A 14,567-nucleotide genomic window follows, 5' to 3' on the forward strand; every position below is an offset into this window, starting at 1 on the left:
ATCCACATCACCTCCATTCACGGCGAACGCGCCGAGCGCGGCGCCAGCGCATACAGTATGGCCAAAGCCGCCATCAATCAGTTATGCCGCGCTCTCGCGCTGGAACTGGCCGAACGCGGGATTCTGGTCAACGCCATCGCGCCGGGCTTTGTGGACACGCCGATGAGCGTGGTCAACGGCGTGAACGAGCTGGAAAGTGAATGGTTCCGGCGCAACTATGTCGAAGGGCATCACCTGCCCCTGCGCCGCGCCGCCCGGCCGGAAGAAATAGCCGGTGTGGCTTACTTTCTCGCCGGCCCGGACGCCACCTACATCACCGGTCAGGTGATTGTGGTGGACGGCGGGCTGACGGTCACATTCTAACCCTTCCCCTGCGTTTGTAAGCTGTCCATTCTCAAGACCAGCGGCCTCATTTCTGGCGCTCGGCCAGCCACTTCTTAAGCGATTCGGGGTTTTCCATGGAACGGCGACCAGCCAGCATACCACTGACGCTCAAATCCTCATCCAGTTCTGGCCAGTGAATATATTCCCCATCACCAATAATCTCAAAATGAGCGCGTTCGCTCGGAGTTCCATACCACAAACGGGGATACCACGTCAGGGGGACGCTGATGATCCGTCCATCAATCAGTTCGATGGTGAGCATGTCATCAGTCACCTTTACAGCCTGGGCGCGCGCCCTTTCTATTTCACCGACCAAAGTATTCATACCAGCGCTCCAGTAAATAGGATTGGTGTTCCTGTACAAGCTTGGCAATTTGATTAAGTTCCTGCGCCTTAAAACCACCGGATTTTTCTAGTTGAACTGGATCCAGCCAAAACTTGGCAACAAACTTTTCCCGTTGTATATGGATGTGAGGCGGTTCGCCGTAATCCAGAGAAACGAAAAAGAAACGGTAGGAACCAATCAGCAAAACAGTAGGCATAGATATAAACTGCTTCCAGATTAAATTATAGCAAAATTCACCCTGGGTGGCTGTTTTTTTCTAGGTTACCAATTTTTCTTTGTACTTATCGTTCTTCACCTGCAGTTTTGTTATTATGGGCAAAGCTCACCACAATATGTTTGATCTCACCATCCCGCCAGAAGATCTGACGGCTGGTTTCTTCATCCAGGCGGCAGCAGCTCAGCGTTCGGCAGGTTTCATCGGCATAGTGAATTTCAATCTCATCCCGTTTGCCAAACTGCACCGTAACGGGGGTCTGGCAGACAAAACAGGTCAGCGAACCGGCCGGTAGATACAGTGTTTGCTGTTCACCAAAAACATCCAGATAGGTGAAGTTTCTCGGCGCAGTAAGCAATTCACCGGCATCCAGCAGGTAGGGGTTGAACTCCAACCGCCCTTCGTTGAATTGAAGGCCGACCTCCGCCTGACGGGTGAGAATTTCCTCCTTGACCATGCCGGTCATACCGGGTTGGCGCGCTCCGTTACCTTTGGGGGTATGGGAATAAGGATCGGTTGGGAATGCGCCGTATTCGGCGGGTGATTTCTGGTATCCCAACCCGGCGCGGACATCCCTGTAAATCGAGCGCAGTGCCTCACCCACCGCCTCATTCTGAAATCTCAGGACGGTTTCCTGCACGGCCAGCAACAGTTTGGATACCATGTGCCAGTACACGCTGCCCAGCCCCTCGTAGGCAAAGAAAGTGCCCGAACGTCCGGTAAATTCAGCATGCCGGAAGACGCTTTCAAACAGATCCTGGATAGCCTGGCTTTCCGCTTCAACCAGCGCAGCATAGGCCGGCTGCCTTTTGAGCGCATCCAGCGCAGTACGCACATCTTTGACATTCCGCAGGCCGCTGGCGAAGTGAAAGGTACCGTGAATATCCTGCGTGAAGAGAGAATTATCCTGATCCCGCACCAGAATGGCCGGTAATTTCAAATGGCTGACCTGTTCGGGCAAAATGGTATTCTTCTGCAGGAAGGATGGCAGCACCCGGTCGGGATAAAGAATGTAGGTGTGCTGATCGGCGCGGTAGAGTGAACTGTTCCGTAAACTGCGCAGCAGGGCCAGCGACTCCTCCCCGCTGAGCAACCCGGAAGATAGAATCGCCACCTGCCCTTCCAGCATTTCGTATAAACGGTCAATCTGAGCGATTCCCGGCTCAAGCCGCAGCAGGTTGTAGGAATGATAGAGTGCATCCGCACGCCGGTTGGCGCGCAGGCTGTGCTCCACATACTCCTGCGCCATACTCAGGAAAGCACGCAATTCATCGGCGGTCAAATTGTCCATCCTGCCGCTCAAGCCATTGGCATAGAGATTCTGGCGGTATTGGCTGCCGGCTTCGCCGAGGGCGTCCATCATCGCGCGGCGCTGACCGTCGCTAAATGTCCCTGTCAAAAGGGGGTGGAATTGCCGCAGAATTTCGGCGATTTTTTCAAGCAAGTCGGCTACTTCACTGTGCAGGGTAAATTCAGCAGCCTCCTCTTGAATCAATTGACGGAAAAAGGCGAGGAAACGGCGCAGATAACCCAGCGTGACAACCGAAAGCCCGCGTCCCACCAGGGCGTTATTGGCATCGTTCCATTCCGGGCGCTGGGTATTCATCCAGATGCCGCCTTCAGGGACAAAATTGACCAGTTTTGCCAGCAGCAAAGTGAGCAGTTTTTCGGTCAGCGAGGCATGCACCACCCTGCCGCTGGCATCCCTCAGCAGGCGCGCGTCACTGCCGTGCTGAAGCACCTGTGCTTCGATGCGCTGGTGAAGATCGTGATCAAAGATAATGGTGTTGTACGGGTCTATTTGCAACTCGGCATAGGATTTGATGCGATAGGGAACATGGGCATAACTCAGCAGCGGTTGATTGAGCCGTTCGCGCAAGGCCCCGGGATGAAAACGCTGGCTGGCTTCCATCAATTTTTGCAAATAAATGATCTGATGATCACTCCAGTAGCCGATGTTGGCCCACGGGTTGCCCTCTTCGGGGACTTCCCAATCCAGCCCGGCGCGGGTGATGCGGTAGGGATTGTAACCATCGGCGGTCGTGGCGCACAGAAAGGTATCCAGCATACCATCAATGTACTGGGGGAAGGAATACGCCAGCGCTTCCCAGTTCTGGAAAATATCTCGCCAGTTGCCCTCGTAATCCAGCCGTTGAGAGCCGTCCGCTTTTTTGATGTTGATGGAAAAGCGATTCCACGGGCGGCTGGGGTCGCCGTGCCGGCGGCTGAAGGTCAGCGGCAAATAAGTGTTCAGCAGGCGGCGCAGATCGGGCGAGTCCAGGCTGGCGGCATGTTTGCGCAGCCCGGCAAGGTGAATTTTCTCCGGCAGGGCGGCAAAAAATTCCGCATGGGTTTTCGGCAGGTCATGCTGATGCGTGCGCACATAATCGAGCAGGTCCTCTTTCTCAATCCAGTACGAGCGGGCAAATACGCCGCCCCGCATAATGTTGAAAAGTACATTGGAAAAGTGGTGCGCGCTGGCAAGCACGTTTTCGGAAACCTGCAGGCCGTCTGCGCTGGCAACGATTTTTTGCAGGTTGAATGTGCTGTAATCAATGTCCTGTTCGATCGCCTCTTTCTGGGTATCCAGCGGAGTTTTGAGAAAATCCCGTAGGAGAGCCAGAGAAACGTGATTCTGATTTACATCGGCAACCAGATACCAGCTTGTCTCTTCGGCGGCTTCCAGATGCAGTTTTGTGTAGATGAAGTACGCCCCGCGTCTACCGCGCACTTCCTCTTCGGTTTCAACCCGGCCGCCAAAGCGAAAAGCATCCAGCTGTTGCGATGAGAGCAGTGTGCCAAGCGGTTGAAGTCCTACCTGAAAGACGCTGTTTGCCGAAAGCGACTCGCTGGGTTCGGCCAGATCGGTCAACCGAGAATTCAGGTAAAAAAGCCCCAGACCGGTTTCTTCGTCCAGTTCACTGCGCTTGTAGGCATCCAGCAGGCAGCTGAACACATTTTGAGTCGTAGCGTTGATATTTGCCGGGAGGATGTTTTGCAAACCATCCAGCAGCTCCACCTCACAAGGATTTTTCAACTGGCTGGTGTTGCGCAGCCAGGCCGTTTTGACAAAACCGAACCGGTCGCTGGTGCGCCAGGCATAGCGAAATACCAGTTCCAGCGAGTGGTTGATTTCCTCAAAAACCAACGCTGTGCCGGGATTGTTCTTGTACAGGTTGCGCTCGACATGGTACTGCCCCTGCTGACGAATGGAAAACGGCTCCCAAAGCCAGGTTTGTGCCCCTCGTGTCACCCGGATGATGGTCTTTGCGCCGGTGTTTTCGCTGTTTTCGGTGATTTTATCCTCGGTGTAATAGGGGAACAAGGCATTGTCGGCGTTGACACGTCCGGCAGTGAGACCGCCGGTCGAAGCAATAAACAACCAGTGGTCAGCGCCGCTGACGATGCTCATAAAAAAGGGCGGCATGGCATCATAATGCTGAATTTTGTAATACATTTCACCCAGCATCGTCACATATCCCCCGATAGGTTCAACCGGCGGAGGCGCAAGCAGGGTTTCTCCAAGATAGGTGGGGACATGTTTGGAAGTCAGCATGGCAGATTCTCCATCCTGCGCTCAAAGGGTGGTTATTTTGACCCAATCCACCAGAAAGCGCACGTGGTTATTTTGAATTTCCTGTACGGCAGGGGAGGGCAATCCATAATAGGGTTGATGGATGCCGTTGGTTTTATAGGGATAGGTACCACCCAGAGCAAGGTTGAGGATCAGGAATTTTTCGCTGTTAAATACCCACGGCCCGAAAAAGGTAACCATTGGGCGGGTAATTCGATATATCAACTCATCATCCACAAAGAACAACAACTTCTCTGGCGTACACTCGGCGGTGTAGATGTGCCATTCGGCAATGCTATCCGGCGGCTGAAAATACTTTTTATTGACCAGACCGGCCTCACCGGAGTAATTCGGACCGTGAGCGGCTGCACTGACCCAGTCCGGCTCGCCCACTGCCTCCATGATGTCAATTTCGCCGCAGGCCGGCCACTCCCCCCCATTGCCCAGCACCCAAAATGCCGGCCAGACCCCGCTAACCGCCGGTGTCTTCAAGCGGGCCGAAACCCGCCCATAGCGAAAAGTGAATTTGCCGCGGGTGTGCACCCGTCCGGAAACAAAATCAAAAGGCGCACCTTGCGGAGTGCTGAAACCAGGGCGGTAGTGAGCCTGCAGAACCAGTGCGCCGTTGCAGTCTGCTTCGCTATGCGAAATATAGACGGTTTCGGGCGAATCAATGTAAGCCTGCTGCTCATTGTTGTAAATTTTGCCTGTAACCTCTACATTCCAGACATCCCGATTGAGATGGGCAGCGGTGAAATCGTCAAAGAAGAGTGTTTCAGGGCTGTTTTTCATAAACTCTCACGTAATCCACCAGATATTGTGCCGGGAAAACCGTTTGAGGGCTGACCATGCCGCCCAGGGTGCCGCCAACCGCCAGGTTGATGATGAAGAAAAACGGCTGATCGAATACCCACGGGCGGCTGCCCACATCTTCCCGTGTAACGGTGTGGTAGGCTTCACCATCGTAAAACCAGGTAATTTGATTTTTATCCCACTCGATGGCAAAGGTGTGGAAGTCATCGGCAATGTTGTAGGTTTGACGATTCCATTTGCTGATGCCCAACGCACCGGAATACCCGGGGCCGTGCAGCGTCCCCAAAATGAGGTCGGGTTCTTTGCCAAGATATTCCATGATGTCAATTTCACCGCAATCCGGCCAGCCCACCTGTTTAAAATTCGAACCCAGCATCCAGAAAGCCGGCCAAAAACCCTTGCCTTCCGGCACTTTCAGACGGGCTTCCAGCCGCCCGTACTGAAATTCACGCAAACCTTCGCTTTTCAGACGGGCTGAGGTGTAATAAGAACCGCCGTACTTTTCCTGACGCGCCTCAATTACCAGAAAGCCGTTCTCGAGGCGGGCATTTTCCGGGCGGTCGGTGTAGTACTGCATTTCACCATTGCCCCAGCCGTGCCCGCCAATATCGTAGGTCCAGTTGGTGCGGTCAATCTGCTCGCCGTCAAACTCATCATGCCAGGTCAGCGTCCAGCCTTCCAGGGTCGGAATGGGTGTGGGAGCCGGAGTGGGGGGTGCGGCTGGCGCGCAGCCGGTGCTGCTCACCACCAGCAACAGGCAAAGCAGTGCGGTGAAAATAGAATGGGTGCGATTCATGACCATTTCCTCTACAGGTTTATCCCTTGACCGAACCGGCTGTCAAACCGGAGACAATATAACGCTGCAGGAACAGGAACAAAACCAGCATGGGCAGAGTCAGTAGTAATACCGCAGCAGCGAGGGTTGGCCAGTTGCTGCCATACACACCCTGGAAGACGATCAAACCGCGGGTGATGGGGTAGTACTGCTTGCTGGTCAGGTAAATGGTTGGGGCAATCAGTTCATTCCAGATGCCAATGGCGTGCAGAACGATTACGGTGGCAATGGCCGGGCGGATGAGCGGCAATACAATTGACCAGACAAAGCGGGCATAGCCGCAGCCGTCAATCGCGGCAGCCTCATCCAGCTCTTTTGGAATGGTTTTGATGTAATTGACGAGGATCACAATCCCAATTGGATTGACCAGGAACAACATGATGTAACCAATCGGGTTGTTATACAGCCCCAAATTCAGAATCAGCTGGAATTGCGGGATGAGCGCGGGAGGCAGAAAGAGGGCAATGACAAACAACGTCAAAATGACACCCGAGTATTTGACATAGCCGCGCGCAATTGGAAAAGCCACAAAAACGGCAGTGAGTATGTAAATGGTGGTCGCCGAAACGGTGTAAATAATCGAATTCAGCAGATATTGGGGAAAATTGGCTTTTACCCACGCTTCGCGGAAGTTTTCAAAATGCAGTTCGGTTGCCAGCGATGTGGCGTCCTTCATGAAAGAGGGCATCGTTTTCAGGGAGGTATTCACCAGCATCAGGATTGGCCCAATATAAAGCAAAGCAAAGAAAATCATCACCAGATAGGAACCAATCACATCCCAACGAATTCTTCGGGAGACAAATTTTCCGGCTGTTTGAGCGCTCATCCTAATATCCTCTTTTCTCTGCGCTGCAGAAAAGTTTGAAGCGTCAGACCAATGACCAGCACCAGCAGGAACAAGACAATGGAAGCCGCGGCAGCATAGCCCTGCCGGAAACTGGTGGTAACACTGCCCGAGGTTTGACCAAAGCCGGTAGCGTAGATGAGATAACCGAGCACCTGCGTGCCGTTGCGATACCCCACCAGAACAAGGAACAGCTGCCAGGCCTGCAAACTGCCAATCGCATTCAGCAACAGATTGGTATTTACACTGGGGGTGAGCAGCGGCCAGGTCACGTTTTTAAAAACCTGCCAGGTGTTTGCCCCGTCAATCCGTGCCGCTTCATACAATTCACTGGGGATGGTTTGCAAACCGGCGATGAAAATCATCATGGTGATGCCCAGATTCGCCCAAATTTGCACAAAGATGACCCATGCAAACGCTTCGGTAGGCTGACCGCCCAAAAACTCCGAGCGCATGCCGAACAATGCCAGAAATTTCGCCACAGGGCCGCCCAGCGGGTAGAGAAACAGCGACCACATCAGACCCTGAATGACCACCCCAAGGATGACCGGCATAAAGTAAATGGTGCGGAAGATGTTGGTAAATTTGAGCTTTTGATTGACAATCAAAGCCACAATCAATCCCAGCGTGAACTGGACGGTGGTGACCACGAAACTGAATATCAGGGTTCGTTTGAGCGCATCCAGATTATCCAGCGAGGCGCGTCCCATGAACAAAAATTCGCGGTAGTTATCCAACCCAATCCAGCGGATCGGCGCGCCTTTGATACCGGTGGCATCAGTGAAGGAAAAAAATCCGGTTGCGATGGAAGGGCCGAGCGATATCAGAAAGTAGAAGAATAATCCGGGTAAAAGCAGAAGATACGGTGTCAACTTCGACCAGCCGCGGCCAAAATGGTAAGACATGCGATCACCCATTCCTTTCTGTGAAAGGAGCTGGGCTTCCCGCCGGAGCAGGAAGCCCAGCCTTCTTGGTAAAGTTTTACTTCACGGCATCCAGTCCGGCTTGCAGGTCTTCCTGAACCTTATTGGCCAGTTCTACGGGGTCATCGAAGGTGCCAAACGGTTTGAAGTACGAAGCCCATGGATTGGCATACTGACCGGCGCCCTTGGGGGCAACCCAGTACTGTTCGTAACCAACCCGGAAGTTAGCGAGGTAAGGAGCAATTTCGGCGCCAATTTTGGTGTTGAGTTTGGCAGTCGGCTGGGTGGGGATGAAACCAACTGCATCCACAAATGCCTGGTAATTGGCGGGTTCAGAAAACTCTTTCAGGTACAGCAGGGCGGCTTCTTTGTTGGGGGTGTTATTGGCAATTGCCCAACCCTGATCGTATTTGCCGAACCAGTACTTGTTGTCTTCGGGGTTGTCGGAACCGGGGAAGGGGATGTAGCCCCAATCGAAATCGGGCTGAGCGGCTTCGATGGCAGGAGCATACCAGCTGCCGCCGGGGAACATGGCCACCGCGCCGGAGGCAAAGCGGCCGGGCGCAGCATCGCCGGCAATACCGCTAGCGCCTTCTTCCATCATGTCACGGGCGTAGATCTGCATCTTGCGCCACATTTCCAGCGATTTTTCGTCGTTCCACTTGATCTTACCGGTCCACAATCCTTCGACCAGCGCTTCCTGATCGGGGTAAATTGACCCAATCAAGCCATAGGCACCGACGAAGATCGGCCAGCCGTCTTTACCACCGGCGGTCATGCAGGGAATACCGGCGCCCTTGAAGGTTTCACATGCGGCGACCAGTTCCGGCCAGGTGGTGGGAACTTTGACATTGTATTGTTCGAAGAGGGCCTTGTTGTAGTAAATGCCGCTGTAAATCACACGTCCCAGGTTGACAGCATAGACTTTGCCGTTGTAGGAACCGGCATCGTTAATGGTGGGGGTATCGTAGTACTGGAGGAAATCCTGACCGGTCAGGTCCATCAGCAGACCGGCTTCGATCAGCTGCTGCCAGTTGGGCGGGTCCACCTGCTTCATGTACGGCTGGGCGCCGTTGGCAAAACCAAAAATATCCAGCACATCAATGTCATTTGCCGAAAGGCGGGTTTGTGAAACGGTGCTGAGGTCATTGGCGTTGACCACGGACATATCCACTGTGATGTTGGGGTAGCGGTCCTGGAATTGTTTATTGAACGCTTCCATGAATTCCACCATCGGCGGGTTTTGGTGAACCAGCACGCGCAAAGTAACCTTTTTGGCGGGTTGTTCGCCGGCAGCCGTGGGGCTTTGTGGCTGCGAACTATCCGCGGTGGGAGTAGCCGGTGTGCCACAGGCAGCCAGAATGGTAGCAAAAATCACCATCAGGCTTATCAACAGAAACACTTTTTTGGACATCGTCTCTTTCTCCTTTTTAGGAATTTTGAATATGAGGTGGGGATTGATAGGGTAACGGACATCACCTTTCTCCATTGTAGGAAAACCGATTGCCTCCGGCATGGAGAAAAGCGTGATTCGGTTGGATAAAACATAGAAACGAGAGGGGGAAGTTGAGGGGTCGGCTGGCGCTCTGCGGTATCGGCTATCGCCCAACCGGAATTATTCAGGCACGCCGGTAGGCTTCCGGTGAGAGGCCGGTTTCGCGGTGAAAGACTCGGCTGAAATAACCGCTGTCTCCAAAGCCAACCTGCATTGCAATCTCGGTCACACTCAGGCTGCTCTCCTTCAGCAGCTTTTTTGCCTGATGAATTCGGTAACGCTGCAAATATTTGATGGGCGTAGTGCCTAATTCCTGCCGAAAGCAGAAGGTCAGGTAATCTTCGGCGATGTTGATGTGTTGGGCAATATCACTGCGGGTGATGGGTTCGGCATAGTTTTCATGAATGAACAACATGGCCTGCCGCACCAGCCGTTGCGCATCCAGACTCAGGCGGCGTTTGCGTTCCAGGGCGGCGCCTATGTGGGCAATAGTTTCATCGGTTGCAAACAACCCTTTTTGCAATACCACCGAAACACCTTCGTTCAGGCGCGCCAGATCATCTTCGGTCAAATCTTTACCGGTAATCACAATCACCGGTATGTTGTGCGCCCAGCGCGCTTCGCGCATGGCCTGCAACACGGCAAAGCCGTCCAATTCGGGCATTTGCAGATCCAGCAGTACCAGATCCACTTTTTCCCTCAGGAGGATATTGAGCGCTTCGCGTCCATTCTGCGCTACCAGCACCCGGTTGGTAGGCGAATGCAGCCGAATCATGCGGGTGTGCATTTCCAGCGCCGCCACATCGTCATCTACCACCAGAAAGGTGCGCACAGCCTGCGGGGGCAAATCCGAAAGCGCCACATGCTGATCTATGGCGCGTACCAGCATTTCCGGTTCAATGGGTTTGGTCAGGTAATCCAGATTGAGCAGCGCCTCACCCTGCGGCGAGGTGTTGTAAAACATCACCGGTATTTCCTGCGCCGAAGGCAGACTTTTGATCATCTTCATCGCCCGCCAGGCCATTCCCGATTCGTCTTTGATGTCCAGCACAATGGCATCCGGCGGGTTGAGCACCAGTTGCGCCTGCCACCCGCTGGTCTGCTCAAGCGGGAACTGAATCAGGCGCACCCCCTGCTGCTGCAGCCGGTCCGCCAGACGCTGACGGTCTTCCGGCACCTCAAAGAGCAGTAAAATGGTCTTTTCAGCCCCAATGGTTTGGGGCGCCGGCAGCATCTGTTCTTCCGGTGGGGGAATTTCCGGCAATTTGACCTGAAAGGTGGTGCCCTCGCCGGTAACTCCGCTGGAAATCACTTCAATCTTCCCGCCGTGCATTTCCACCAGCGTTTTACAAATAGAAAGCCCCAGCCCCAGGCCGGGATACCCGCCCACCACACTGCGCTCAGAACGGTAGAAAGCTTCGAAGATTTTTGTCTGTTCCTCCGGCCGTATGCCAATGCCGGTATCGCGCACTTTCAGGATGATCTGCCCACCCTGAGATAAAAGCGACAGGTTCACGGTTCCTCCCGGCGGCGTGAACTTGATGGCATTGTTGACCAGATTGAGCGCCACCTGCCGCAGGCGGATTCGGTCGCCCCATACCCACGGGCCGGATTCGGGCAGGTCAGCCTGCCAGGACACCCCCTTATCCTGAGCCAGTTGCCTTCCGCTTTCGGCGACCACGCGCAAGGTTTCCCCCAGATTTACCGCCTCGTACTGCAAGCGCAGCTGACCGGCCCCGCTGGAAGCCAGATCAATCACATCCCCGATCAAACCGCCCAGATACTGGGCATAGGCGTGAACCCGCTCAATATCGCGGCGGATGGTTTCGGGCAGCATGGCGGTTTGCTCTTCGCTTTCTTCCAGAATCAAACCGCTCAGCCCCACAATCAGGTTCAGCGGCGCGCGCAGTTCATGGCTGATGGTGGAAAGAAAGCGGCTTTTCAGCCGGTTGGCTTCCTCGGCTGCCCGCCGCGCTTCGGTAGCCTGACGGTAAAGGCGGGCAGTATTCAGCGCTCCACTCAACTGCTGCACAATCGCACCGTACAGATTGAGATGGGCGGTATCAAACACCATGATGCCAATTTGCCCGGTTGGATCGGTTAGCGGGATCAGGGTCAGTTGAAACGGGCGGTTTTCAGGAAACAACCCTTCCGGCGGAAAATCCTGACTGCGAAAACGGCGTAGCGCTGCCTGCGGGTTGAGGGCATCGCGCAGATTGCTCCAGGCAAAGGGATCATCGCCCTCCGCCTCAAAGGTGCTCACCAGCGCCAGCTGGATACCCAGATCGGGCAGGTAGCGGGCGAGCACATCATAGATTTGTTTCTCATCCAGGGCGGTATGCAGGCGGGCAGTGAGCAGGCTTAACCGGCTGGATGTCCAGCGCTCATTGAGCACATACAGGCGGTATTGTTGCTGCATCTGGTCGCTGACAGATACCCGCGCTTCATCCAAAAGCAGCTGACCCAAGGATGGATCGCTGCGTTCTTTCAGGCTTTGCCCAAGCAGGGTGATGGCATCCTGCCAGATGTGAGCGCCATCCTGACTTTTTACGGTTCGCTGCAAAACCTCTTTCAATGCCGTTCGAAAAGCCAGCGGATCGCCGCTTTCAAGACTGGTTTCAAAGGCCTCGCTCAAATTGCGGCACAGCGCCAGGGTTTCTTCTTCGGACAGATCGAAGACCTGTTTTTGAATTTGTTCGGCAATTTGCCAAAACAGGGGTTGCGCCGCATTGAGTGAAACCTGCCCGGCTGTGGTTTTTCCGCAGCCGCAGGACTGTCGAATGACCAGATGTGCATCCGCCTCAATTGAATCCGGCAAAGGCACGCCCAGGCTCAGGTGCTGCCACATCTGCTCCATGGCCTGATAGCCCATGTTGAACAGCGGCACGTGCACGCTGGTCAGCGCGGGCTGCTGCACCGCTCCTTCCAGCCGGTTGTCAAAGCCAATCACGGCCACATCTTCGGGGATGCGCAGGCCGGCCTGTTTCAGGGCATCCATCGCACCGATGGCCGACTCATCGTTGCTGGCGATCAGCGCGTCAAAGTCAACCCGGCTGGCTAAAATTTGCTGTGCGGCGGCAAACCCGCCGTCATACACATGCCGGCCGTAGACAATCAGCCGCTCGTCCTGCGCCAGATCGAATTGGGCGCAGGCATCCCGAAAGGTTTGTAACCGCCGGCCCGAATCGCCCCGTAAATCGTCCGGCGAACCGGCCACAAAGGCAATTCGCCGGCGTCCGTGCCCTACCAGATGCTGTACAGCCGCCATGATTCCGGCGGTGTTATTGGCCATGATAGTAGGGCCGGGTTCTCCGGAACCGATGAACAACACCGGCAAACCGGCAGCCCGCAGCTGCTGGATGTATTCGGCGCGTTCGGGAGAATGGAGGGGGGCCGCCACAATCAGACCGTGGGTATTCCACGGGCCGACGGGCACAAAATCCTGATCGTTGGCGGCAACCGGCCAGGCCGGGCGGTAGGGATCGCTGGGGCTGGCCGAAGGGCCAATCCCGCAGGCCAGCAGTAAATTGCAATTCAATTTCTGCGCGGCGCGGCTCATCCCGCGGTAGATGGGCAGCAGGTAGCTCAGGTTGGTGGCGGTACGGTAAAATTGCCAGCCGGCCAAAACGCCGATGGTCGGGCGGGTGGCTGCCGGGTTACGCATTCCAACTTGCATGGCATGCCCTGCTTGAGCGGTCATCATGATTGGCCCTCAATAAAAGAATAGCATAGAATATCGAGCGGCGCAACCAACCCAACAAAGCGGGACAGCCCCATTTGCATGGAGCTGTCCTTTCTCTCCGTTCACTTATGCCATCAACGTTACCGCCTCACCAGCGGAAGGTAAACCTTAAGAAGATTTGTCTGCGTTAAGTGCCAGTCCGAATCCCTGTCTTTCAAGAATATGTGCAATGGATTACTGGAATTGGGATAATCACTTGGTACCGTCAAGTGGTTGTAATCCAGGTTCAGCCATATCAAATCGATCAAATTGGTGAAACTGTCCGGTATGTCCCCGCTTAATTGGTTCTTATGTAAAAACAAGGATTTTAAATTGACTAGATAGCCTATCTCGACGGGAATACTCCCACTTAGTTGGTTATTCGAAAGTATTAACTCGAACAACCATCTTAAGTTGACCAACTGTGCCGGGATGCTCCCGCTCAGTTGATTGTTGTTTAGCCACAACCTCTGCAAATTGGTCAAACTGCCCAACTCTTTCGGTATGTTTCCGGTGAGTTGATTGCTGGAAAGATACAATACCTCCAAATTCCTCAAGCTGCCCAGCTCACGTGGAATGTTTCCGCTCAGTTGGTTGTTGGAAAGATTTAATCCGAATAAATTGCTCAAATTGCCCAGTTCAGGCGGAATGTTTCCGCTCAGTTGATTTTCAATAAGTTCCAATGTCTCCAAATTTCTCAAGTTACCTAACTCAGACGGAATGCTTCCGCTCAGATGGTTGCTGGAAAGGTCTAAATACACCAAATTGCTCAGGTTGCCCAACTGCTTAGGAAGCATACCGTTCAAATTATTTTCTCTCAGATTAATCCGCGTCACGTGCATATTTTCCACAGTGATGCCGTACCAGTCATCCACCGTGTTTGTCTTCAGCCAGTTGGTTCGGTTCGTCCAACCCGCCCCGTTGGTGTTGTAATACAGTGCCACCAGCGCCTCACACTCCACCACCGGTACATCTCTCACCGTGTAGCAGCTAAAACTTTGTGCACTGACCACATCTACTTCCGCCAAGCCAAATGCCATCCCCACAATAATCAATACCTTAATAAGAAACTTCATTGAATCTTCTCCCATGGTTTTTTTCTCTATTAATCCACCCCAATTCTTGTTGAATCTTCACAAATCCTCCCTCTTTATCGAAGGATAAAATAACCGATGTAACTATTACAGAAATATAAACAACGAAATCAATTATATCAAATTTTTAATTTACAATTATTATACCATAAGAATACCATCACAACCCTCACTCCCCCTTCACCACCAGCGGGATGCCCGCCACCAGCAGCAGGACGCGGTCGGCTTGCGCCGCCAGGCGCTGGTTGAGCCAGCCCAGCCCGTCGCGAAACAGACGCCCCAGCGGGTAGGGCGGCACCAGCCCCATGCCCACCTCGTTGGAAA

Annotated in this window: 12 protein-coding genes; 1 reads left to right on the plus strand and 11 read right to left on the minus strand. The window is 53.9% G+C overall.

Annotated elements, in window-relative coordinates; all coding sequences use genetic code 11:
• On the plus strand, positions 1–363 hold a 363-nt coding region (locus ACWIZX_RS12810; RefSeq protein WP_448336052.1), incomplete at its 5' end, for an SDR family NAD(P)-dependent oxidoreductase.
• A 46-nt stretch (positions 364–409) separates the two neighbouring features.
• Here ACWIZX_RS12810 and ACWIZX_RS12815 read toward each other — a convergent pair.
• From ACWIZX_RS12815 to ACWIZX_RS12865, 11 genes are all read right to left on the minus strand, one after another.
• Positions 410–709: a DUF2442 domain-containing protein gene (locus tag ACWIZX_RS12815; protein ID WP_448336053.1), complete on the minus strand. Its 300-nt coding sequence runs from the start codon at positions 707–709 to the stop codon at positions 410–412.
• The gene (locus tag ACWIZX_RS12820; protein WP_448336054.1) at positions 690–926 is read right to left on the minus strand and encodes a DUF4160 domain-containing protein; all 237 of its coding nucleotides are present in this window, start codon (positions 924–926) and stop codon (positions 690–692) included. Before ACWIZX_RS12820 ends, ACWIZX_RS12815 begins: the two co-directional genes overlap by 20 nt.
• Positions 927–1,011: 85 nt before the next feature.
• Positions 1,012–4,500, minus strand: a complete 3,489-nt coding sequence (locus ACWIZX_RS12825) for a hypothetical protein (RefSeq protein WP_448336055.1) — start codon at positions 4,498–4,500, stop codon at positions 1,012–1,014.
• Positions 4,501–4,521: 21 nt separating this feature from the next.
• Complete coding sequence (locus ACWIZX_RS12830; protein ID WP_448336056.1) at positions 4,522–5,310, minus strand: glycoside hydrolase family 16 protein; 789 nt, start codon at positions 5,308–5,310, stop codon at positions 4,522–4,524.
• The gene (locus tag ACWIZX_RS12835; protein ID WP_448336057.1) at positions 5,294–6,127 is read right to left on the minus strand and encodes a glycoside hydrolase family 16 protein; all 834 of its coding nucleotides are present in this window, start codon (positions 6,125–6,127) and stop codon (positions 5,294–5,296) included. The genes ACWIZX_RS12830 and ACWIZX_RS12835 overlap by 17 nt, the downstream gene beginning before the upstream one ends.
• Positions 6,128–6,146: 19 nt before the next feature.
• Positions 6,147–6,992: a carbohydrate ABC transporter permease gene (locus tag ACWIZX_RS12840; protein ID WP_322792160.1), complete on the minus strand. Its 846-nt coding sequence runs from the start codon at positions 6,990–6,992 to the stop codon at positions 6,147–6,149.
• Positions 6,989–7,915 (minus strand): carbohydrate ABC transporter permease, encoded by a 927-nt coding sequence (locus ACWIZX_RS12845; RefSeq protein ID WP_448336058.1) that lies wholly within the window; start codon positions 7,913–7,915, stop codon positions 6,989–6,991. The genes ACWIZX_RS12840 and ACWIZX_RS12845 overlap by 4 nt, the downstream gene beginning before the upstream one ends.
• A gap of 76 nt (positions 7,916–7,991) precedes the next feature.
• Positions 7,992–9,347 (minus strand): ABC transporter substrate-binding protein, encoded by a 1,356-nt coding sequence (locus ACWIZX_RS12850; RefSeq protein ID WP_448336059.1) that lies wholly within the window; start codon positions 9,345–9,347, stop codon positions 7,992–7,994.
• A 205-nt stretch (positions 9,348–9,552) separates the two neighbouring features.
• Entirely contained in the window at positions 9,553–13,131 is a 3,579-nt protein-coding gene (locus tag ACWIZX_RS12855) for an ATP-binding protein (RefSeq protein ID WP_448336060.1), read from the minus strand.
• Positions 13,132–13,250: 119 nt separating this feature from the next.
• A complete protein-coding gene (locus ACWIZX_RS12860; protein WP_448336061.1) occupies positions 13,251–14,225 on the minus strand; it encodes a leucine-rich repeat domain-containing protein in 975 nt (324 codons plus the stop codon).
• Positions 14,226–14,412: 187 nt separating this feature from the next.
• Complete coding sequence (locus ACWIZX_RS12865) at positions 14,413–14,556, minus strand: bifunctional adenosylcobinamide kinase/adenosylcobinamide-phosphate guanylyltransferase (RefSeq protein WP_448336062.1); 144 nt, start codon at positions 14,554–14,556, stop codon at positions 14,413–14,415.
• Between the last annotated feature and the right edge of the window lie 11 nt (positions 14,557–14,567).

The organism is Bellilinea sp. (assembly GCF_053501535.1).